At 74.4% G+C, this 21,889-nt stretch carries 18 protein-coding genes and 1 riboswitch; of the genes, 13 read left to right on the top strand and 5 right to left on the bottom strand.

Annotated features, from left to right (window positions below):
- Window positions 1-31 precede the first annotated feature (31 nt).
- Together metK and ACFYMO_RS18920 are read left to right on the top strand one after the other, a co-directional pair.
- Complete coding sequence (metK, locus tag ACFYMO_RS18925) at window positions 32-1,240, top strand: methionine adenosyltransferase (RefSeq protein WP_026004561.1); 1,209 nt, start codon at window positions 32-34, stop codon at window positions 1,238-1,240.
- 275 nt (window positions 1,241-1,515) lie between these two features.
- Window positions 1,516-3,681: a primosomal protein N' gene (locus ACFYMO_RS18920; protein WP_366771969.1), complete on the top strand. Its 2,166-nt coding sequence runs from the start codon at window positions 1,516-1,518 to the stop codon at window positions 3,679-3,681.
- Window positions 3,682-3,957: 276 nt separating this feature from the next.
- Here the strand turns inward: ACFYMO_RS18920 and ACFYMO_RS18915 are convergent, their stop codons facing one another.
- Window positions 3,958-4,626, bottom strand: coding sequence for a hypothetical protein (locus ACFYMO_RS18915; protein WP_366771968.1), 669 nt, complete (start codon window positions 4,624-4,626; stop codon window positions 3,958-3,960).
- A gap of 289 nt (window positions 4,627-4,915) precedes the next feature.
- Here ACFYMO_RS18915 and fmt point away from each other — a divergent pair, with 289 nt between their 5' ends.
- The 10 genes from fmt to ACFYMO_RS18865 all read left to right on the top strand — a co-directional run bounded on the left by fmt (window position 4,916) and on the right by ACFYMO_RS18865 (window position 16,105).
- Window positions 4,916-5,878: a methionyl-tRNA formyltransferase gene (fmt, locus tag ACFYMO_RS18910; protein ID WP_366771967.1), complete on the top strand. Its 963-nt coding sequence runs from the start codon at window positions 4,916-4,918 to the stop codon at window positions 5,876-5,878.
- A 101-nt stretch (window positions 5,879-5,979) separates the two neighbouring features.
- Window positions 5,980-7,428, top strand: a complete 1,449-nt coding sequence (locus tag ACFYMO_RS18905) for an RsmB/NOP family class I SAM-dependent RNA methyltransferase (RefSeq protein WP_388547536.1) — start codon at window positions 5,980-5,982, stop codon at window positions 7,426-7,428.
- 34 nt (window positions 7,429-7,462) lie between these two features.
- On the top strand, window positions 7,463-8,152 hold the full coding sequence (gene rpe / locus ACFYMO_RS18900) for a ribulose-phosphate 3-epimerase (protein ID WP_366771965.1): 690 nt from the start codon (window positions 7,463-7,465) through the stop codon (window positions 8,150-8,152).
- Window positions 8,153-8,269: 117 nt separating this feature from the next.
- Window positions 8,270-9,271, top strand: a complete 1,002-nt coding sequence (locus ACFYMO_RS18895) for a sugar-binding domain-containing protein (protein WP_366771964.1) — start codon at window positions 8,270-8,272, stop codon at window positions 9,269-9,271.
- A gap of 21 nt (window positions 9,272-9,292) precedes the next feature.
- Complete coding sequence (locus ACFYMO_RS18890; protein WP_019356169.1) at window positions 9,293-9,769, top strand: cation:proton antiporter regulatory subunit; 477 nt, start codon at window positions 9,293-9,295, stop codon at window positions 9,767-9,769.
- A gap of 96 nt (window positions 9,770-9,865) precedes the next feature.
- Window positions 9,866-11,134 (top strand): cation:proton antiporter, encoded by a 1,269-nt coding sequence (locus ACFYMO_RS18885; protein WP_388547534.1) that lies wholly within the window; start codon window positions 9,866-9,868, stop codon window positions 11,132-11,134.
- A 156-nt stretch (window positions 11,135-11,290) separates the two neighbouring features.
- On the top strand, window positions 11,291-12,727 hold the full coding sequence (locus ACFYMO_RS18880) for a GuaB1 family IMP dehydrogenase-related protein (RefSeq protein ID WP_366771962.1): 1,437 nt from the start codon (window positions 11,291-11,293) through the stop codon (window positions 12,725-12,727).
- 221 nt (window positions 12,728-12,948) lie between these two features.
- On the top strand, window positions 12,949-13,404 hold the full coding sequence (locus ACFYMO_RS18875) for an Lrp/AsnC family transcriptional regulator (protein WP_019356172.1): 456 nt from the start codon (window positions 12,949-12,951) through the stop codon (window positions 13,402-13,404).
- 138 nt (window positions 13,405-13,542) lie between these two features.
- Complete coding sequence (locus ACFYMO_RS18870) at window positions 13,543-14,322, top strand: carbon-nitrogen hydrolase family protein (RefSeq protein WP_366771961.1); 780 nt, start codon at window positions 13,543-13,545, stop codon at window positions 14,320-14,322.
- Between the two features lie 61 nt (window positions 14,323-14,383).
- The gene (locus tag ACFYMO_RS18865) at window positions 14,384-16,105 is read left to right on the top strand and encodes an NAD(P)/FAD-dependent oxidoreductase (protein WP_366771960.1); all 1,722 of its coding nucleotides are present in this window, start codon (window positions 14,384-14,386) and stop codon (window positions 16,103-16,105) included.
- A 49-nt stretch (window positions 16,106-16,154) separates the two neighbouring features.
- Here the strand turns inward: ACFYMO_RS18865 and ACFYMO_RS18860 are convergent, their stop codons facing one another.
- The gene (locus ACFYMO_RS18860; protein ID WP_366771959.1) at window positions 16,155-17,081 is read right to left on the bottom strand and encodes a TIGR03619 family F420-dependent LLM class oxidoreductase; all 927 of its coding nucleotides are present in this window, start codon (window positions 17,079-17,081) and stop codon (window positions 16,155-16,157) included.
- Window positions 17,082-17,222: 141 nt separating this feature from the next.
- Window positions 17,223-17,933, bottom strand: a complete 711-nt coding sequence (locus ACFYMO_RS18855) for a DUF5995 family protein (RefSeq protein ID WP_366771957.1) — start codon at window positions 17,931-17,933, stop codon at window positions 17,223-17,225.
- Between the two features lie 127 nt (window positions 17,934-18,060).
- Here ACFYMO_RS18855 and ACFYMO_RS18850 point away from each other — a divergent pair, with 127 nt between their 5' ends.
- Entirely contained in the window at window positions 18,061-18,627 is a 567-nt protein-coding gene (locus tag ACFYMO_RS18850) for a GNAT family N-acetyltransferase (protein WP_366771956.1), read from the top strand.
- Here ACFYMO_RS18850 and ACFYMO_RS18845 read toward each other — a convergent pair.
- Together ACFYMO_RS18845 and ACFYMO_RS18840 are read right to left on the bottom strand one after the other, a co-directional pair.
- Complete coding sequence (locus tag ACFYMO_RS18845) at window positions 18,609-19,991, bottom strand: solute carrier family 23 protein (RefSeq protein ID WP_366771955.1); 1,383 nt, start codon at window positions 19,989-19,991, stop codon at window positions 18,609-18,611. The genes ACFYMO_RS18850 and ACFYMO_RS18845 overlap by 19 nt on opposite strands.
- A gap of 130 nt (window positions 19,992-20,121) precedes the next feature.
- Complete coding sequence (locus tag ACFYMO_RS18840) at window positions 20,122-21,483, bottom strand: MFS transporter (protein WP_388547529.1); 1,362 nt, start codon at window positions 21,481-21,483, stop codon at window positions 20,122-20,124.
- 256 nt (window positions 21,484-21,739) lie between these two features.
- Window positions 21,740-21,870: riboswitch (FMN riboswitch) on the top strand.
- Window positions 21,871-21,889: the final 19 nt, after the last annotated feature.

The raw sequence follows: 21,889 nt of genomic DNA, 5'->3' as shown, positions 1-21,889 counted from the left end.
GCCAGCAGCCGCTGCAACCCCAGGGAGCGATGTGTCGCGCCGCTTGTTCACCTCGGAATCTGTGACCGAGGGTCACCCTGACAAGATCGCTGACCAGATCAGCGACACCATCCTCGACGCCCTCCTCAAGGAAGACCCGCACTCCAGGGTCGCCGTCGAGACACTGATCACCACCGGCCTCGTGCACGTGGCCGGAGAGGTGACGACCAAGGCCTACGCCCCGATTTCGACGCTCGTGCGCAACAAGGTCCTCGAGATCGGTTACGACTCCTCCAAGAAGGGCTTCGACGGCGCCTCCTGCGGCGTCTCGGAGTCGATCGGCGCCCAGTCGCCCGACATCGCGCAGGGCGTCGACACCGCCTACGAGAAGCGCGTCGAGGGCGACGAGGACGAACTCGACGAGCAGGGCGCCGGCGACCAGGGCCTGATGTTCGGCTACGCCTGCGACGAGACCGCCGAGTTCATGCCGCTGCCGATCACCCTGGCGCACCGGCTCTCGGAGCGGCTCTCCGCCGTCCGCAAGAACGGCACGATCCCCTACCTGCGCCCGGACGGGAAGACGCAGGTGACCATCGAGTACGACGGCGACAAGGCCGTGCGGCTGGACACCGTCGTGGTCTCCTCGCAGCACGCAGCCGACATCGACCTCGACTCGCTGCTCGCACCCGACATCCGCGAGTTCGTCGTCGAGCCCGAGCTGAAGGCCCTGGTGGACGAGGGCATCAAGCTGGAGACCGAGGGCTACCGGCTGCTGGTCAACCCGACCGGGCGCTTCGAGATCGGCGGCCCGATGGGTGACGCCGGACTCACCGGCCGGAAGATCATCATCGACACCTACGGCGGTATGGCCCGCCACGGTGGCGGCGCCTTCTCCGGCAAGGACCCCTCCAAGGTCGACCGCTCCGCCGCCTACGCGATGCGCTGGGTCGCCAAGAACGTGGTGGCCGCCCGCCTCGCCACGCGCTGCGAGGTGCAGGTCGCCTACGCCATCGGCAAGGCCGAGCCGGTCGGTCTCTTCGTGGAGACCTTCGGCACCGCCGCGGTGGACCACGAGAAGATCGAGCAGGCCATCTCCGAGGTCTTCGACCTCCGTCCGGCCGCGATCATCCGCGACCTCGACCTGCTGCGCCCCATCTACTCGCAGACGGCCGCCTACGGCCACTTCGGCCGGGCGCTCCCCGACTTCACCTGGGAGCGCACCGACCGGGTCGACGCCCTGCGCAAGGCGGCCGGGCTCTAGCCCACCGCCGCGTCCGCATCGTCAGTAAATCCCCTCCGTTCGACCGTCGGAGGCCCGGCACCCCATGCTGGCGGGGTGCCGGGCCTCCGGCGTGTCCGGACCCCGGCCGGGCCGGGGCGCAGAACCGGCCCGAGACCGTCACCCGTCCGGGCAGTCCGGGCCGGAGCCGGGGCCGTCACCCCGAGGGGGGGCCGTCCGCGGCCCCCGCCGGGCGGAGGGGCGCGGGGCCGGCCGGGTGGGCGGCGGCTGTCCGAGCCGTTTGCGAGACTGAGGCTGTGAGCAGGGGCGACGGCAGCGGTGAAGGAGAGCGTCAGCCGCATGCCCCGGAGCAGCTCGCGCTGATCCGGGAGACCGTGCGGGAGCGCAAGGCCAGGCAGCCGAGGGCCAAGCCGCGGACCTGGCGGGGTGCCGAGATGGCGGAGCGGCTTCCCGTGGCGCGGGTGCTGGTCGACAAGGGGCCGGTGCACCTCGACCGGTTCTTCGACTACGCCGTTCCCGCCGCGATGGACGAGGAGGCCCAGCCCGGTGTGCGGGTCCGGGTGCGCTTCGGCGCGGGGGAGCGGGAGGGCCGCCGCGAGGGCGGCGGCCTCATCAACGGGTTCATCGTCGAACGCCGGGCCGACACCGACTTCACCGGGCGGCTCGCCCCGCTCGCCCAGGTGCTCTCGCCCGAACCGGTGCTCACGCCCGAACTGCTCGGGCTGTGCCGGGCGGTTGCCGACCGGTACGCCGGATCGCTCGCCGATGTCGTCCAGCTCGCCGTCCCGCCGCGCCGCGCCAGGGCGGAGAAGCAGCCCTCGCCGCGCCGTCCGGCCGCCCCCGCGGCGCCGGAGCCCGGCGGGTGGGCGCGCTATCCCGAGGGGCCCGCGTTCCTGCGGGCCGTCGCCGAGAAGGCCGCGCCCCGTGCGGTGTGGACCGCGCTGCCCGGCCCCCAGAGCTGGGCGGACGAGCTGGCCCGCGCCATGGCCACCGCCCTCGCCGCGGGCCGGGGGGCGCTCGCGGTGCTGCCCGACGGGAAGGCGGCGGCCCGGGTGGACGCGGCGCTGACCACGCTCGTGGGCGAGGGGCAGCATGTGCTGCTGACCGCGGATGCCGGACCCGAGCCGCGCTACCGGCGGTGGCTCGCGGTCAGCCGCGGAGCGGTGGGCGCCGTCGTCGGCACCCGGGCGGCGATGTTCGCTCCGGTGCGCCGCCTGGGGCTCGCCGCCGTCTGGGAGGACGGCGACAGCAACCACAGCGAGGAGCGGGCCCCGCAGCCGCACGCCCGCGAGGTGCTGCTCCAGCGTGCGGTGACCGAGCAGGCGGCGTTCCTGCTCGGTGCGCACGGCTGCACGGTGGAGGCCGCGCAGCTCGTGGAATCGGGCTTCGCGCGGCCGCTGGCCGCCGACCGGGACACCGTGCGGGCCGTCATGCCCCGGGTCCGCACGGCAGCCGAGGGCGACGCCGGCCGCGATCCGGCAGCCCGCAGTGCCCGGCTGCCGAGCCTGGCCTGGCGTGCTGCGCGGGACGCGCTGGAGCACGGCCCGGTGCTGGTCCAGGTGCCCCGCCGCGGCTATGTTCCGCGGCTGGTCTGCGAGCGGTGCCGCGAGCCGGCCCGGTGCGCGCACTGCTCGGGCCCGCTGGAGGCGGCCGCGGAGGGCACGGCGCTGCGGTGCGGCTGGTGCGCGCGGGAGACCCCGCAGTGGCGCTGTCCGATGTGCTCCGGGACGCGGCTGCGCGGCAGTGTGATCGGCGCCCGCCGCACGGCGGAGGAGCTGGGCCGGGCGTTCCCCGCGGTGCCGGTGCGGACCTCGGGCGGCAGCCACGTGCTGGAGTCGGTGCCGGGGCGTCCCGCGCTGGTCGTCGCCACTCCCGGCGCGGAGCCCGTGCCGGTGGGCGGCGAGGGGTACGCGGCCGCGCTGCTGCTCGACGGCTGGGCGCTGCTGAGCCGCCCCGATCTCCGCGCGGGCGAGGAGGCGCTGCGCCGCTGGCTGGGTGCCGCCTCGCTGGTCCGGCCGCAGGGTGAGGGCGGGACGGTGGTGGTGGTCGCGGAGGAGTCCGTGCGGCCGGTGCAGGCACTGGTGCGCTGGGACCCGGCGGGACATGCGCTGCGCGAGCTGGCCGATCGCGCTGAGCTGGGCTTTCCGCCGGTTTCCCGGATGGCGGCGGTCACCGGTCAGCCCGCGGCCGTGGCCGGGCTGCTGGCCGCGGCCGAGGGCGCCGGGCTGCCCGAGGGCGCCCAGGTGCTCGGCCCGGTGCCCCTTCCGGTGCTGGAGCCCGGAAGGCCACGCAACCCCGGGGACCCGCCGCCGGGGGAGCAGTGGGAGCGGGCGTTGGTGCGGGTGCCGCGCGGCAGTGGCGCAGCGCTGGCGGCGGCGTTGAAGACGGCGCAGGTGGGCCGGCTGACCCGCCGGGAGGGGCCGATCGCCCAGGTGCGGATCGATCCGCTGGACATCGGGTGACGCCGGGCGGGAGGGCTGTGGCCCGGCGGAGCCGGTCAGCCGGTGTCGGACGGGCATGCGCCGCGCCGTCGGGCCGGCCCCGCGGCGGCGGCACACCGGTGCGGGCGTGGCGCGCTGTCCGGTGCGGGCGGCACCGGACAGCGGCGGGGTACGGATGTGCTGCGGGGCGCGGCGGGGCTGCGAAGCCCTCCCGGCGGGACCGGGTCCGACCGGACCGAGACGCGGTACGGGCACGCGGCGGCGGCGCGCGCCGTACGGGCTCGGCCCGTCGCCTGGTCAGCCGTTGCGGGGAGCGGGCAGTGCCCCCGTACGTGGCTCCTGCCGCACCTCCCGGTAGGGGTCCTGACGGCCGTCCTGGCGTCCGTCGTGCCGCGGTTCGTGCCGGGCTTCGTACGGCTGCTGCGCGGGGGGCTGCTGCGGCGGGATCGAGCGGGCCGCGGGGACCGGCGCCGACCGGTGCGCCGGAGAGCCACCGGGCGCCGTCGGGAGCGACCGGGCGGCGGCGGGCACGGCCTCGGACTGCCGGGGCACCGGCGAGGGGGACGACGGGGGCGGTGCGGGAGCCTCGGCGTTCTCCGGGGCGCCGGCCGCGGGGCCGCGCCGGTTGGAGCCGTACCGGCGGTGTACGGCCTGCTTGGTGACGCCCAGGGCCGAGCCCACGGCGTCCCAGGAGAAGCCGAGTGAGCGGTCGAAGTCCACCGCCGCCGTCACCAGGGTCTCGACGCTGTCGCGTAGTTCCTGGGCGAGCCGGACGGTCGGCGCGGGTGCGCGGCCGTAGACGACGAAGCCCGCGGCCGGGCCGGTGCGGCGCGGACGGTAGACGTTGCCCAACTGCGCGGTGAGCGTGCGCAGCGCGTCCACCTGCCGGCGGACCCGCTCGATGTCCCGCACCAGGAGATGCAGGCTGGCCCGCGCCTGGGCGTCGTGGGTTGCGTGGTCGGCCATGAAGAAGCCTCTCGGACCTGTTGGCATGGGGGTGTTCAGCTGAGGAGCTGGATAGGATGGCTTGCTGTGCGGAAGAGGGGGGAGCGAGGCCGCGGCGCGGTGGCGGGGCGGCGCTCGGTTCGGTCAATCTGACTTGACCAACGCCGCGATGGGCTCTCTGGTCACGCTCCGGGGGCGCGGAGGTCGTACCGGCAGGGCGCGCGGAAGCCCGCACGCCCCCCGGGGCGCCAGGCTCGCGCTGACCGTAAACTGTGCTGTCTTTCCCCATGTGAGAGGTAGTTCGCCACTGATGAGGCTCGTCTTCGCCGGCACTCCCGAGGTCGCCGTCCCCGCGCTCGACACCCTGATCGCCTCCGCACGGCACGAGGTCGCCGCCGTCGTCACCCGGCCCGACGCGCGCGCCGGACGGGGCCGGAAGCTGGTGCCCAGCCCCGTGGCCCAGCGTGCCGAGGAGGAGGGCATCGAGGTGCTGAAGCCCGCACGCCCCCGGGACGAGGACTTCCTGGCCAGGCTGCGCGAGATCGGGCCGGACTGCTGCCCCGTCGTCGCCTACGGCGCGCTGCTGCCCAGGGTGGCGCTGGACGTGCCCGCCCGCGGCTGGGTCAACCTGCACTTCTCGCTGCTGCCCGCCTGGCGCGGCGCCGCGCCCGTGCAGCACGCGCTGCTCGCCGGCGACGAGATGAGCGGCGCCAGCACCTTCCTCATCGAGGAAGGACTGGACTCGGGGCCGGTCTACGGGGTGGTGACCGAGGAGGTGCGGTCCCGGGACACCAGCGGCGACCTGCTGACCCGGCTCGCCTTCGCCGGCGCCGGCCTGCTGGCCGCCACCATGGACGGGATCGAGGACGGCACGTTGCAGGCGGTGCCGCAGCCGCAGGACGGCGTCTCCCTGGCGCCGAAGATCTCCGTGGAGGACGCCCGGATCGACTGGGCGGCGCCCGCGCTCCGCGTCGACCGGGTGGTGCGCGCCTGCTCGCCCGCGCCCGGCGCCTGGACCGCCTTCCGCGGCGAGCGGCTGAAGGTCCGTTCGCTGCTGCCCGACAGCGGCGCCGGCTCCGCAACCGCCGCGCCCGCCCCCGGTGAACTGCGCGTCGGCAAGAACGCCGTGCACGTCGGGACGGGCTCGCACCCCGTGGAGCTGGAGTGGGTGCAGCCCCAGGGCAAGAAGCCGATGCGGGCCGCCGACTGGGCCCGCGGCACCCGCATCGAACAGGGCGCCCGCTTCGACGCCCCGGACACCCCGGACTCCTGAACCGGGCGGGCCGGGGCCGTGACCGACCCGTCGCCGCCTTTCCCCGGCCGGGCCGTAGGGTGGGGGTCTCGACACCCTGATCTTGCGGAGCACCTTCACCTGTGAGCACTCGACCCCGCCGGGGCGGCAACCGCTACCGGCGCCCCCGCAAGGATCCCGTCCGCATCCTCGCCTTCGAGGCGTTGCGCGCGGTGGACGAGCGGGACGCCTACGCGAACCTCGTCCTGCCGCCGCTGCTGCGCAAGGCCCGGGAGCAGGACCCGGCACAGGGCGGACTGGACGCGCGGGACGCCGCGCTGGCCACCGAACTGGTCTACGGAACGCTGCGCCGCCAGGGCACCTACGACGCGATCATCGCCGAGTGCGTCGACCGGCCGCTGCGCGAGGTCGACCCGCCGGTGCTGGACGTCCTCTCGCTGGGCGCCCACCAGTTGCTCGGCACCCGCATCCCGCAGCACGCGGCCGTGAGCGCCACTGTCGAGCTGGCCCGGGTGGTGCTGGGCGACGGCCGGGCGAAGTTCGTCAACGCGGTGCTGCGGCGGCTGACCGCGCACGACCTCGACGGCTGGCTGGAGCGCGTCGCACCGCCCTACGACGAGGACCCGGAGGAGCACCTCGCACTGCGGTACGCGCACCCGCGCTGGGTGGTCTCCGCGCTGTGGGACGCGCTGGGCGGCGGACGCGAGGAGATCACCGCGCTGCTGGAGGCGGACAACGAACGGCCCGAGGTCACCCTGGTGGCCCGCCCCGGGCGGGCCACCACCGAGGAGCTGCACAGCGCCGCACGGGCCACCGGTGAGGCCGTGCCAGGCCGCTGGTCGCCATACGCGGTCCGGCTGGCCGAGGGCGGCGAGCCCGGTGCGCTGGAGGCCGTGGCCGAGGGCCGGGCCGGAGTCCAGGACGAGGGCAGCCAGCTCGTGGCGCTGGCCCTGGCCGAGGCGCGCGTGGAAGGCGCCGACGCGCGCTGGCTGGACGCGTGCGCCGGCCCCGGCGGCAAGGCGGCGCTGCTGGGCGCGCTGGCGGCCGAGCGGGGCGCCGCACTGCTCGCGTCCGAGAAGCAGCCGCACCGCGCCCGGCTCGTGGAGCGTGCCCTGCGGGGCAATCCGGGCCCCTGGGCCGTGGTCGCCGCGGACGGGACCCGCCCCGCCTGGCTGCCCGGCAGCTTCGACCGGGTGCTGGTCGACGTGCCCTGCACCGGGCTGGGGGCGCTGCGGCGCCGGCCCGAGGCGCGCTGGCGGCGGCGCCCGGAGGACCTGGCGGGCTTCGCACCGCTGCAGCGCGCGCTGCTGCGTCAGGCGCTCGAGGCGGCCCGAGTCGGGGGCGTCGTCGCGTATGTGACCTGCTCGCCGCACCTGGCCGAGACCCGTGCTGTGGTGGACGACGTCCTGCGGGAGCTGGCCAAGGAGGGGACGACGGCCGCGGAGCGGCTGGACGCGCGCCCGCTGCTGCCCGGCGTCCCGGACCTGGGCGCGGGCCCCGACATCCAGCTCTGGCCGCATCTGCACGGCACCGACGCGATGTATCTGGCGCTGCTGCGCCGCACCGCGTGATCACCTCGAACGCACACACGGAATACTGGTAGTCATGGCTCAGATCAACCCCAGCATCCTGTCGGCAGACTTCGCCCGCCTCGCCGAGGAGGCACGGCGGGTCGGAGGCGCGGAGGGCGCCGACTGGCTCCACGTCGATGTGATGGACAACCACTTCGTGCCCAATCTGACCCTGGGCACCCCCGTGGTCGAGTCGCTGGGCCGGGCGACGGACATCCCGCTGGACTGCCATCTGATGATCGAAGAGCCCGACCGCTGGGCTCCCGCCTATGTGGAGGCCGGCGCCGGCTCGGTCACCTTCCACGCGGAGGCCGCGGCGGCACCGGTGCGGCTGGCCCGCGAGATCCGTGCCAAGGGCGCCCGCGCCTCCATGGCGCTGAAGCCGGCCACTCCGATCGAGCCGTACGAGGACCTGCTGCCGGAGCTGGACATGCTGCTGGTCATGACGGTGGAGCCGGGCTTCGGCGGGCAGGCGTTCCTGGACATCATGCTGCCGAAGATCCGCCGGACCCGGCAGCTCATCGACAAGCACGGGCTGCAGATGTGGCTGCAGGTGGACGGCGGCGTCTCGGCCGCCACCATCGAGCGGTGCGCGGAGGCGGGCGCCGACGTGTTCGTCGCCGGCTCGGCCGTCTACGGGGCCGAGGATCCGGCGGCGGCCGTGCGGGCGCTGCGGCGGCAGGCAGCAGCGGCGGCGGGGCCCGCCGGGGAGGGCCGGGAGTGAGGACGGTCACCATGGGCCGGGGATCTGCAAGGATGAACGCGCGGCGCGTGAGCGCCGGCAGCGCGGACACAGCAAGACAGTGAGGTGAGAGCGGTGTCGTCGGGGCGATCCACGCGAATGGGACCCGCCGAACTCATGCAGGCCGCGGCGATGGCGCGCCGCTTCTACCTGGAGGGCAAATCCAAGATCCAGATTGCTGACGAGTTCGGGGTGAGCCGCTTCAAGGTGGCACGGGTCCTGGAGACCGCGCTCGAACGTGACCTGGTGCGGATCGAGATCCGGGTCCCGGCCGAGCTGGACGCCGAGCGCTCGGACGCGCTCCGCGCCCGCTTCGGCCTGCGGCATGCGGTCGTCGTCGAGTCGCCCACCGAGGCCGTGGACGACGCGGCGGATCCGGAGAACCTCGGCGAGGTCGCCGCGGATCTGCTCGGCGAACTGGTCACCGACGGCGATGTGCTGGGACTGGCCTGGGGCCGCTCCACCATCCACATGGCGACCGCGCTACGCCAGTTGCCGCCCTGCACCGTCGTGCAGCTGACCGGGGTCTACGACGCCGGTACGGCCGACCGCGGCTCGGTGGAGGCCGTACGGCGGGCGGCCGAGGTGGCCGGCGGAGAGGCGCACCCGGTCTACGCGCCGATGCTGCTGCCGGACAGCGCCACCGCCGCCGCGCTGCGCAACCAGACGGGTATCGCCCGGGCCTTCGAGTACTTCGACAAGGTCACCGTGGCCGCCGTCTCCATCGGCTCCTGGGAGCCGGGGATCTCCACGGTGCACGACATGCTCAGCGCGCAGGAGCGGGACCACTACTCGTCACTGGGGGTGGCCGCGGAGATGTCGGCGCACCTCTTCGACTCGCAGGGCCGCCGGATCGGCCGGGATCTGGGGGAGCGCTGCATCACCGTGGAGGCCGAGCGGCTGCGCCGGATCCCGGAGGTCGTCGCCATCGCCGGGGGGCACCGCAAGGCCGCGGCCATCGGCGCCGTGCTCCGCTCCGGACTGGTCACCAGCCTGGTCACCGACACCGCGGCCGCCGACTGGCTGTTGAACGAGGAACAACCGGGGCCGCGCCCCGCGTTGGAACGCACGGACCCGGACAGTACCGCCGCTTCACAGTAGGTTCGCGAAAGGCAGCCAGCCATGACGACCAAGAGCACCAAGCTGCCGGGGCTGGGCAAGCAGTACGACATCACCACCCGGAACGGCCGGCACATCTCGGTGGTGGCCCACCAGGACGGCCGCAGGTTCCTCGGCTTCTACCGCGAGGACGACCCGGACGCCTGCCAGGCCACCGTGCAGCTCGACAACGAGGAGGCCGCCTCCCTCGCGGAGATCCTCGCCCCGGGGGAGAGCCCGCGGCTGGGGAGCTGCGAGATGGAGATCGACCTGGTCACCGTCCGGATCCCGATGTCGGGCCAGTCCCCCTACAGCGGGGAGCCGCTGGGTGCGACGCAGGCGCGGACCCGTACCGGCGCGTCCATCGTCGCGGTGCTGCGGCGGACCGGCGCGGTGCCCTCGCCGACCCCCGACTTCCGGCTGGAGGCGGGCGACACCCTGGTCGCGGTCGGCACCCGCGAGGGTGTGGACGAGCTGACCCGGATCATCGCCGGTACCTGAGCAGCACCGCTTGCGCGGTCCGGTCCCGCCGGGCCGTGCGCCGCCCCGGACAGCCGCCCGACCACGGACAGCCGCCGGACGACTGAAAGGCCCTCCGTGCACGACACCACCGTCCTGCTGATCGAACTCGGCGCCGTCATCCTGGGCCTGGGACTGGTCGGTCGCTTCGCGGGCCGGATCGGCCTCTCCCCGATCCCGCTGTATCTGCTGGGCGGCCTGGCGTTCGGGCAGGGCGGTCTGTTCCCGCTGACCGCCAGCGAGGAGTTCATCGAGGTCGGCGCGGAGATCGGGGTGATCCTGCTCCTGCTGCTGCTGGGGCTGGAGTACAGCGCCTCGGAACTGGTGACGAGTCTGAAGACGCAGTACCCGTCCGGGCTGGTGGATTTCGCGCTGAACGCGGTGCCGGGCGCCGTGGCCGCCCTGCTGCTGGGCTGGGGGCCGGTCGCGGCCGTGGCGCTGGCGGGCGTCACCTGGATCTCCTCCTCGGGCGTCATCGCCAAGGTCCTCACCGACCTGGGCAGGCTCGGCAACCGGGAGACACCGGTGATCCTGGGCGTACTGGTGATCGAGGACCTGTCCATGGCCCTCTACCTGCCACTGCTCACGGCGCTGGTGGCCGGGCTCGGCCTGGCCGGGACCAGCCTCGCGATGATCGTCGCGGTCGGGACCGTGGGCATCGTGCTCTTCGCGGCGCTGCGGTTCGGCCGTCACATCAGCCGCGCCGTCAGCTCCGACACGCCCGAGATGCTGCTGCTCGTCGTCCTCGGACTGACCTTGCTGATCGCCGGGATCGCCGCGAAGCTCCAGGTCTCGGCCGCCGTCGGCGCCTTCCTGGTGGGCATCGCGCTCTCCGGCGAGACGGCGGAGAACGCGCGCAGTCTGCTCACCCCGCTGCGCGACCTGTTCGCGGCCGTCTTCTTCGTCTTCTTCGGGCTCAACACCGCACCCGCCGAGATCCCCCCGGTGCTGCTTCCCGCGCTGGCGCTGGCCGCGGTCACCGTAGTGACCAAGGTGCTCACCGGCTGGTACGCGGCGGGCCGGGCCGGTGTGGGCGGCAGGGGCAGGCTGCGGGCCGGCGGGGCGCTGGTCGCGCGCGGTGAGTTCTCCATCGTCATCGCGGGGCTCGCCGCGAGCACGGATTCCCGGATCACCCCGCTGGCCACCTCCTATGTGATGATCATGGTGATCCTCGGCCCGCTGACGGCCCGCTGGACCGAACCGGCCGTACGCGGCCTCAAACGGCTGCTGGACGCCCGCCGTACCCGCCGGGAGCCGGCCGGCACCGACGCGGTGCGCCGCGAGGCGGCGGTTCCGGACGCCGAGGGCGTACCGGACCGGGTCGGCGGCAGCGGGCACCCGTCGTGAGCGGGCCGCCCTCCGCGGACCCCGGATGCGCTCACTCCCCGTACGCGGCCCCCGCGCTCCCGGTCACGGCCTCGTGCGATCCCACCAGTCGGATCCCGCTACTCCGGTGGATCGTCCGCCCTCGCATGGGTGTGCGGACATGGGAGACTGAAGTACGTGCGTTTTCTCAATGATCAGCGGCCCCCGTACGACCTGACGTACGACGACGTCTTCATGGTGCCCAACCGCTCCGCGGTCGGCTCCCGGCAGGCCGTCGACCTCTCCTCGCCCGACGGGACGGGCACCACCATCCCGCTGGTGGTCGCCAACATGACCGCCATCGCCGGGCGCCGGATGGCCGAGACCGTGGCCCGCCGCGGCGGGCTCGTGGTGATCCCGCAGGACATCCCGATCGATGTCGTCACCGAGGTCATCGGCTGGGTCAAGCAGCGGCACCACGTCCTCGACACCCCCATCACCCTCGCGCCCACCCAGACGGTGGCCGACGCGCTCTCGCTGCTGCCCAAGCGGGCGCACGGCGCGGGCGTCGTCTGCCGCGACGGCCGGCCCGTCGGCGTCGTCACCGAGTCCGACCTGACCGGCGTCGACCGCTTCACCCAGCTCTCCGAGGTCATGACGGCCGAGCCGACAGTGCTCGACGCGGACATCGACCCGCGTGAGGCGTTCAACAGGCTCGACGCCGCCCACCGCAAGTTCGCGCCCGCCGTCGACTCCGACGGCCGGCTCGTGGGCATCCTCACCCGCAAGGGCGCACTGCGCGCCACGCTCTACACCCCCGCCGTCGACTCCGGCGGAGCCCTGCGGATCGCCGCCGCCGTCGGCATCAACGGCGAGGTCGCGGCTCGGGCCGGGGCCCTGCTGGCCGCGGGGGTCGACACCCTGGTGGTGGACACCGCGCACGGCCACCAGGAGGGCATGCTCGAGGCGCTGCGGGCGGTCCGCGCGCTGGACCCGACCGTGCCGATCGCGGCCGGCAACGTGGTCGCCGCCGAAGGCGTGCGCGATCTGGTCGAGGCGGGCGCCGACATCGTCAAGGTCGGCGTCGGCCCCGGCGCCATGTGCACCACCCGGATGATGACCGGCGTCGGCAGGCCGCAGTTCTCGGCCGTCCTGGAGTGCGCGGCCGAGGCCCGCAGATTCGGCAAGCACGTATGGGCCGACGGCGGGGTACGGCACCCCCGCGACGTCGCCATGGCGCTGGCCGCCGGAGCCTCCAACGTGATGATCGGCTCCTGGTTCGCCGGCACCCACGAGTCCCCCGGCGACCTCCAGCAGTCCGCCGACGGGCGGTTCTACAAGGAGTCCTTCGGGATGGCCTCGGCGCGCGCCGTGCGCAACCGGACCGCCGAGGAGTCCGCCTACGACCGGGCCCGCAAGGGCCTGTTCGAGGAGGGCATCTCGACCTCCCGGATGTTCCTGGACCCGGCCCGCCCCGGTGTCGAGGACCTGATCGACTCGGTCATCGCGGGTCTGCGCTCGGCGTGCACCTACGCGGGCGCGGCGACGCTGGAGGAGTTCGCCGGGAACGCCGTCGTCGGCGTGCAGAGCGCCGCCGGCTACGCGGAGGGCAAGCCCCTGCACGCCAGTTGGTGACCCCGCCCGTCCGCGCCGGTGCCCGGCCCGCGGCAGCGTCCCGCCGCCCGGCGCCGGCCGGGCCGCGCGGGGCGGCCCCGAGGCGCCCGCCGCGCCGCCGACGGTGCGCGCCCCGGAGCCACCGGTCGCCCTGACCAGGGTCGGCGCTTCCGGGCGCGGCTGCGCGGGCCCGCCGTATCCGCCGCGCCGGACCGCCCGCCGGGCCGTGTTCTACTGTCGCCGTGCCACTGAACGATCTCGACGAACGCATCGTCCACGCCCTCGCCGAGGATGCCCGCCGTACCTACGCCGACATCGGGGCCGAGGTCGGCCTGTCGGCTCCCGCCGTCAAACGCCGGGTGGACCGGCTGCGTGAGCGGGGTGCCATCACCGGGTTCACGGTGCGGGTCGATCCGTCCGCGCTGGGCTGGCAGACGGAGGGATTCATCGAGATGTACTGCCGCTCCCGCACCTCCCCGGAGGACATCCACCGGGCGCTGGCCCACTACTCCGAGGTGGCGGCGGCCTCAACCGTGACCGGCGAGGCCGACGCGCTCGTGCAGGTCTTCGCCGCGGACATGCGGCACTTCGAGGCCGTGCTGGAACGGATCGCGGGCGAGCCGTTCGTCGAGCGGACGAAGTCGGTCCTGGTGCTCTCCCCGCTGCTCCGGCGCTACACGGCCGGGCCTCCGCTGTGATCCGGGTGTCCCGGCTGTGAGCCAGGACACCCGGCGCAACACATCGCCGATCCGAGGCGGAGGCACGCAACGGAGTGCGGGTCCCTCCGCAAGATCCGCTGCTTGTGGCGCACCGGGCGCGCCCGTAGCTTCGAATGCGTGCGTATCGCTCTCCTCCAGACCCAGGACCAGCCCGGTTCCCGCGGGCCGGCCGCGCTCGACGCCGCCGCGCGGGACGCCGCGGCGCGCGGCGCCCGACTGCTGGTCACGCCGGAACTCTCGCTCACCGGCTATGCGCTGGAGGACCCGGCCGAGGTCGCGGAGCGGGCCGACGGTCCCGCCGCGGCGGCCGTCTCCCGCATCGCACGCGAGCACGGGGTCGCCGTCGTCTACGGGTACCCCGAGGCGGGCGAGGCCGGCGCCGTGCACAACGCGGTCCGCCTGGTCGGCCCGGACGGCGCGGCACTCGCCGACTACCGCAAGACGCACCTGTACGGCCCCTACGAGGCCGAGCACTACACCCCCGGCACCCGGCTGCCCGTCCAGGCCGACCTCGACGGGCTCCGGCTGGGCCTGCTGATCTGCTACGACGTCGAGTTCCCGGAGGCCGTCCGCGCCCACGCCCTGGCGGGTACCGACCTGCTGCTGGTGCCCACCGCGCTGATGCGGCCCTACGACACCGTCGCCACGACCCTCGTCCCGGCGCGTGCGGTGGAGAGCCAGCTCTATGTCGCCTACGCCGACCGCGTCGGCCCCGAGGGCGCGTTCGACTTCGCCGGGCTGAGCTGTCTGGCCGCGCCCGACGGCACCGTGCCGGTGCGGGCCGACGGCCACGCGGCGGCGCTGCTGGTCGCCGACGTCGACCCCGGGGTGCTGCGGGCCTCGCGCGACCGCAACCCGTACCTGGCCGACCGCCGCCCCGAGCTCTACGCGCACTGACCCCTCCAGGCCGGCCGCGCGCCCCGCGCAGCCGTCCCGTACTCCCAGGAGCGACCCCCGCATGACCTCCACCGTGCCCACCGCCGCCCACGACCACGACGAGCAGGGCGACACCGCACAGCAGCCGCCCCAGGGCCCGCTGACCATGTTCGGCCCCGACTTCCCGTTCGCCTACGACGACTTCCTCGCGCATCCGACGGGCCTGGGCGCCGTCCCGCCGACCGAGCACGGCACCGAGGTCGCGGTGATCGGCGGCGGCCTCTCGGGCCTGGTGGCGGCGTACGAGCTGATGAGGATGGGGCTCAAGCCGGTCGTCCACGAGGCCGACCAGCTCGGCGGCCGGCTGCGTACGGCGACGTTCGACGGCGGCGACCCGTCGCTGCGCGCGGAGATGGGTGCCATGCGCTTCCCGCCGTCCTCGACCGCGTTCCAGCACTACATCGACCTGATGGGCCTGGAGACCGAGCCGTTCCCCAACCCGCTGGCTCCCGACACCCCCTCCACCGTGGTCGATCTCAAGGGTGAGCCGCACTACGCGCGCACCCTGGAGGAACTGCCGCCCGTCTACCACCAGGTGATGGAGGCGTGGAACGCCTGCCTGGAGGAGGGCGCCGACTTCTCCGCGATGCAGCAGGCGATACGCGAGCGTGACGTCCCCCGGATCCGGGAGATCTGGTCCCGGCTGGTGGAGACGCTGGACAACCAGACCTTCTACGGCTTCCTGTGCGACTCCGCGGCCTTCTCCTCCTTCCGGCACCGGGAGATCTTCGGACAGGTCGGATTCGGCACCGGGGGCTGGGACACCGACTTCCCCAACTCCATCCTGGAGATCCTGCGTGTCGTCTACACCGGCGCGGACGACGACCACCGCGGCATCGTCGGCGGCTGCCAGCAGCTTCCGCTGCGGCTGTGGGAGCACCAGCCGGACAAGCTCGTCCACTGGCCCCAGGGCACCAGCCTCAGCTCCCTGCACCCCGGCGGGGCGCACCGCCCCGCCGTCACCAGGCTGCACCGCACGGCCGGGAACCGGGTGACGGTCACCGACGCGGACGGGGACATCCGCACCTACCGCGCGGCGGTCTTCACCGCCCAGTCCTGGCTGCTGCTGAGCCGGATCGACTGCGACGACGCGCTGCTGCCCATCGACCACTGGACCGCGGTGGAGCGCACCCACTACATGGAGTCCTCCAAGCTGTTCGTGCCCGTCGACCGGCCGTTCTGGCTCGACAAGGACCCGGAGACCGGCCGGGACACGATGAGCATGACCCTCACCGACCGGATGACGCGCGGCACCTACCTGCTGGACGACGGCCCCGACAAGCCGGCCGTGATCTGCCTGTCGTACACGTGGTGCGACGACAGCCTCAAGTGGCTGCCGCTGGACGCCAACGAGCGGATGGAGGTGATGCTCAAGTCCCTCGGCGAGATCTATCCCGGCGTCGACATCCGCAAGCACATCACCGGCAACCCGCTCACCGTCTCCTGGGAGGACGAGCCGTACTTCCTCGGCGCGTTCAAGGCCAACCTGCCGGGCCACTACCGCTACCAGCGGCGGCTGTTCACCCATTTCATGCAGGAGACGCTGCCCGCCGACCGGCGCGGCCTCTTCCTCGCCGGGGACGACATCTCCTGGACCGCGGGCTGGGCCGAGGGCGCCGTGCAGACCGCGCTCAACGCCGTGTGGGGCGTCATGCACCATCTGGGCGGCACCACCGACCCCGCCAACCCCGGCCCGGGGGACGTGTTCGAGGAGATCGAGCCGGTGCGGCTCCCGGAGGACTGACCGGCGGCCGGGGGGCGGGACGGCGCAGCCCGGGGGCGCCCGTCCCGCCTCACAGGCCCGCTTCGGTCACCGCCTCCCGCAGCACCTTGGCGGTGCCGATCAGCTCCTGCGCGTCGCGGCACGTCAACTGCGTGTCCAGCAGGACTTCCTGGACGCCCGCCCGCACCGCGCCGGCCAGGTCGGAGACGATCTGCTCGACGTTGCCGTGGTGCGGACGGCGCCTGCCCTCCACCGGCCGGTCGGTGAGCTCGACCGCCGCCCGTACGGTGGTCGACAGCTCCGCCGGGTCCCGGCCCGCCTCCCCGGCCAGCTCCGCGATCCGCGACCGGGTGGCGGCGATCTGCTCGTTCGAGAGCATCGAGGGCAGCCATCCGTCGGCCCGCCGCACCAGGCGGCGCAGCGCCTTGTCCGTGCCGCCCGCCAGCAGCACGGGGATCGGGCGGGCGGGCTTGGGGCCGATCGCCGCGGGGGAGAACCGGGTCCGCCGGCCCTCGTAGGCGGCCGGATCCGGCCCCCACACCGCGGCGCACACGTCCAGCAGTTCGTCCAGGGCCGCCCCGCGGGCGGCGTGCTCGGCGCCGGCCGCGGCGTACTCGTCCCGGGACCAGCCGGTGCCCAGTCCCGCGACGAGCCGGCCGCCGCCGGCCGCGTCCAGCGACGCGAGGGCGCGGGCCAGCAGCAGCGGCTGGTGCAGCGGGCCGACCAGCACCGCCGTGCCCAGCCGCACCCGTTCGGTGACGGCGGCCGCCAGTGACAGGGTGACCAGCGGGTCGGCGACGGACCGGAAGTAGTCCGCCCACCGCATCCCCGGTACCAGGTACATGTCGTCCAGCGGTTCCTCGGGGCGCATGAGCCGCTCCAGCACCCAGACGCTGTCGTACCCCAGTTCCTCGGCCGCCCGTGCCACCTCCGTCACGTCGGCCGTCAGGTCGTACGCGCCGGTCTGCGGCAGCCCCAGCCCCAGTCGCAGTGCCATGTCGCCTCCGTAGCTCTCCATCTACCCGCCGGTTCCCGGCAGTTCACCTCCGGCACCCTGGTACCGGAGCGTCCCTGCATACGCGATGTGCGCCCGCCGGGCAATGCCGCCCCGCCCCCGGCGGTTCCGGTGCCTCGACGGTCAGCCGTGCCACAGCGGCGTCAGCAGACAGCGGCCCGCGATGCCGACGGTCGCGTCGATCCCCTCGGCCGTCTCCGCCAGCAGTTCGCCGCACCTCCGCAGCCCCCACAGCGCACGGAACGACACCCAGGCGCCCGCGCGGGCCCGCTCCAGACTCCAGGAACCGACCAGGTGGGTGAGCGGATCGGCCACGTCCAGCAGGTCCGGGCCCGGCATCAGGTCCTCCCGGATGCGCTCCTCCAGGCCCGTCAGCAGTTCGCCGATCCGCTCGAAGTCCGCCTCCAGTTCCTCGGGCTCGGTGTGCAGCGCCCGGCAGGTGTCCACCAGCGCCAGCGGCAGATCGTGGCCGATGTGCGCGTTGATGCCGGCCAGCGCGAATTGCAGCGGATGGACGGAGGGATGGCGCCGGAAGCGGAAGAGCGGCCGCCAGCACGCGGGCATCCGCAGCCCGGCCGCCTCGGCGTCCACCGCGTCCAGGAAGCGCTGTGCGAACCGGCTGCCCAGCTCCCCGGTGGCGCCCCGGTCCCGGAAGTGCCCGGCGGCCAGCCGCCGTTCGAGCTCCTCGGTCACCGACAGGTACACCCGGTTGAACACCGCCACCCCGTCCTGCCTGGGCAGTATGGCGCCGATCTCGCGCATCCGGGCCGTCACATCGGCGATGGGCGCGGCCGTCGCCGCGCGCTGCGCCGGCACCTGCTCGAGGGAGGTCATGCCGGGCAGCCTGACAGCCACCGGCCCCCGGTGCGGGCAGCACGGCCCCGGCAGCCCCCGGACGGAGGACGTGTGCCCCCCGTTCAACTCAGGTGCGCGGCCGACGGGATGGCGCGATACTCCGCCCATGGCCACCGCGAGAGACCTGCACACCGAGCGGCTCGTGCTGCACCCCATGACACGTCAGGAGGCCGGACGCGTCGTGCGGCGCAGGCCCGGGCCCGGGGACCGGTGGGGGCCCGAGTACCCCGACGCGATGGATGTGCGGGGCGCCCGGGTCCTGCTGGCGGCGTGCGGCGCCGACGGCGATCGACGGCCGGTCGGCAACTACGAGATCCGGCGCCGCGAGGACGGCTGCGCCATCGGCGGCATCGGTCTCAACCGGGTGTCCGGCGCGGCGGACGCCGTCACCGTCGGGTACGGCCTCAACGTCTCGGCACGCGGCAAGGGGTATGCCACCGAGGCGTTGCGTGCGCTGCTGGCCTACGCGTGGTCACAGGGTGTCACCCGGGTCGAGGCCGACGCCGACCTGGACAATGCGGCCTCGCAGCACGTGATGGCGGCGGCCGGGATGTGGCCGGTGGGACAGGACCACCGGGTCCGGTACTTCGCGGCGACGGCCCCCGGCGGTCGGGCCACCGCTACCGGCGGTCGGGCCACGGCTCCCGGCGCGGGTCAGCTCGGCTCGTCGTAGCCGCTGGTGCCCTCGTCCAGCAGCGGCTGCTGGGCCTTGAGGTGCGGCGGGGCCAGCGCCTTGAGCGCGTGGTAGCCGGTGAGGACGACGATGGTGCCGAGCGCGATGCCGCCGAGTTCGAAGTCGTCGGTGACCTTCAGGGTGACGCCGCCGACGCCGATGATGATGCCCGCCGCGACCGGGACGAGGTTGAGCGGATTGCGCATGTCGACGGCGTTGTTGATCCAGATCTGCGCCCCGAGCAGACCGATCATGCCGTAGAGGATCACGGTGATGCCGCCCAGTACTCCGCCGGGGATCGCCGCGACGACGGCACCGAACTTGGGGCACAGCCCGAAGAGCAGCGCGAAGCAGGCCGCGGCCCAGTACGCGGCCGTGGAGTACACCCGGGTCGCGGCCATGACGCCGATGTTCTCCGAGTACGTCGTCGTGGCGGGACCGCCGAAGGCCGTCGACAGGACGCTGCCCGCGCCGTCCGCGGCGATCGCGGTGCCCAGCTTGTCGTCCAGCGGATCGCCGGTCATCTCGCCGACCGCCTTGACGTGCCCCGCGTTCTCGGCCACCAGCGCGATCACCACCGGGAGCGCGACCAGCACCGGCGACCAGGAGAAGTCGGGGCCGTGCACGGACGGCAGCCCGAACCAGTCGGCCCTGCCCACGCCGGACAGGTCCAGCCGCCAGTGGTCGACCGTCTTGCCGCTCGCGTCCGGCGAGTGGATCCGGCCGAAGAGCGTGTCGAACGCCCAGGACATCAGATAGCCGGCGACCAGCCCGAGGAAGATCGCGATCCGGGACCAGAAGCCGCGCAGGCACACCACGGCGAGGCCGGTCAGCAGCATGGTCAGCAGCGCCGTCCACTGGTCCTGGGGCCAGTAGGTCGAGGCGGTGACGGGTGCCAGGTTGAAGCCGATCAGCATGACGACCGCGCCGGTCACCACGGGCGGCATCACCGCGTGGATGATCTGTGCGCCGAACTTCTGCACGGCCAGTCCGACGAGCAGCAGCACGGCCCCGACCACCAGGATCGCCCCGGTCACCGTGGCGCTGCCGCCGCCCTGGCCGCGGATGGCCGCGGCCACTCCGACGAAGGAGAGGCTGCACCCCAGATAGCTCGGCACCCGGCCGCGGGTGGCCAGCAGGAAGAGCATCGTGGCCAGGCCGGACATCATGATCGCCAGGTTCGGGTCCAGCCCCATGAGGACCGGTGCCACGAAGCTGGCGCCGAACATGGCCACCACGTGCTGGGCGCCCAGGCCCGCCGTCCGCGGCCAGGAGAGCCGTTCGTCGGGCCGTACCACCGCGCCGGGCGCCGGGACCCGACCGTCGCCGTGCACCTTCCACCGCACGCCGAGCCCGCCGCCCATGTGTTCACTCCCGCTCGCTGCCTGGCTGATTCTGATCGGGCCACATACTAGTTCGACCAGTGTTGTGCCTCTGTACTCCCTCGACGGCCCCCGGGACCGGGCGCCGTACCGCGCCGGATCCGCCCGGATCTCAGGTGCGCAGCACCCGCGCTCCCGCCACCAGCCCCAGCAGCAGAACGGTGACCACGCCGAAGGAGGCCGACAGGGTGGTCGACTCGGCGATCCAGCCGACGGCGGCGGGCGCCGCCAGGCCGGACGCATAGGCCAGGGTGGCCACCCCCGCGATGGCCTGCCCGGGGGCGGCCGCCGCGGTGCGCCCCGCGGCGGCGAAGCACAGCGGGACCACCACGGCGATCCCCACCCCGATCAGTGCGAACCCGACGACGGCCGCGGGCGGCGTGTGTGCCGCGACCACCAGCGCCCCGCCCGCCGCCGCCAGCGCCCCGCCCGCGCGTACGGTGGCCACCGGCCCGAACCGCCGCACCACCGCGTCGCCCGACAGCCTGGCCAGCGCCATCGTGCAGGCGAACGCCGTGTAGGCGGAGGCGGCGAGCCCGGGCCCGGCCCCCGTCACGTCCGCCAGGTAGATGCCGGACCAGTCCATCGAGGCGCCCTCGGCGAACACCGCGCAGAAGCCGAGCAGCCCGATCGCCACGACCCCGCGGGTGGGCAGCGCGAAGCGCGGAGGCGCCTCGTCCTCGCGGGCGCCCTCCCGGGCGCTCGCCGGTTGTCCGGGCGGCTCCCGGTCCGGGGTCCACCGGGCCGCGACCACCGCGGTCGCGGCCAGCAGTGGAGCCGCCAGCCCCAGATGCAGCTGCGCGTCCAGCCCCGCGTGCGCGGCCAGCACGCCGCCCGCGCCGCCCACCAGCGTCCCCACACTCCACAGCCCGTGCAGCGAGGACATCACCGACCGCCCGTACTCCGCCTCGACCCGCACCCCCTGGGCGTTCATCGCCACGTCCATCAGACCGAGCCCGCAGCCGTACAGGAACAGCGCCGGGCACAGCCATCCCAGGGCCGGGGCGAGCGGCGGCAGCACCAGCCCGGCGCAGCAGGCCAGCGACACCGCGGCCAGCGCCCGGCGCGGGCCGTGGCGGTGCGCCGCGCGTGCGGCGAGCGGCATGGCCGCGGAGGCCCCGGCCGTCATGAAGACCAACGCCAGCCCCAGCCAGCCGGGGCTCAGCCCGAGATGCTCGCGCAGCCAGGGGATCCGGGTGGCGAACGTACCGCTGGCCGTCCCGTGCACGGCGAAGACCACCGAGACCGCCACCCGCCCGGCCCGCGCGGGATTCGCGGGCCGGGCCCCGGATGCGCTCCGGGGGCCGCCCGTCCGCGGGCCGGGCCGCCCGGTACCGGTCCGCGGCTGCGCCCCGACACCGGGGTCCACCCCGGCATCCGGCTCCGCCCCGGCACCCGGCTGCGGGCCGGTTCCCGCCTCCGTACCGGTCCCCGCCCCGGCCCCCGGGTCGGGTCCGGGTGCATCCGTACGCATCCCGTCTCCCCGCCGCACCTTCCGACACCGCCCTCCGGCGCGCGCCCGTACCGCCGCCCGGCGGCGGGTCCGCGCGGCCCACGACGCTGATCGTGCCCCGCTCGGACCCCGCTCGAACACCTGGGGACACAGGTGGCGCACGTGCTGTCCCGGGGCTGCTGTGAGTCAGCGCACAGCAGCCGTCCGCATGGCACCCGTCCCCGCGTGGCAGACTGGGAGTACCCCCGGCCGACAGCTGGGGGAGTACCAGTGACGTCAGCGCACTCCGGGGTCGGTGAAAGTCCGAACCGGCGGTTACAGTCCGCGACCCGGTCGCCTCCAGCGGCCGGTTGACCAGGTGAGATTCCTGGACCGACGGTGAAAGTCCGGATGGGAGGCAGTGCGCGGCGGACGCGATCGGTGCGCC

It is taken from the genome of Streptomyces sp. NPDC007025, assembly GCF_042869455.1.
Classification (GTDB): domain Bacteria; phylum Actinomycetota; class Actinomycetes; order Streptomycetales; family Streptomycetaceae; genus Streptomyces.
The sequence above is the reverse complement of the archived record's forward strand: the minus strand, read 5'-3'. Positions and strand labels throughout refer to the sequence as shown.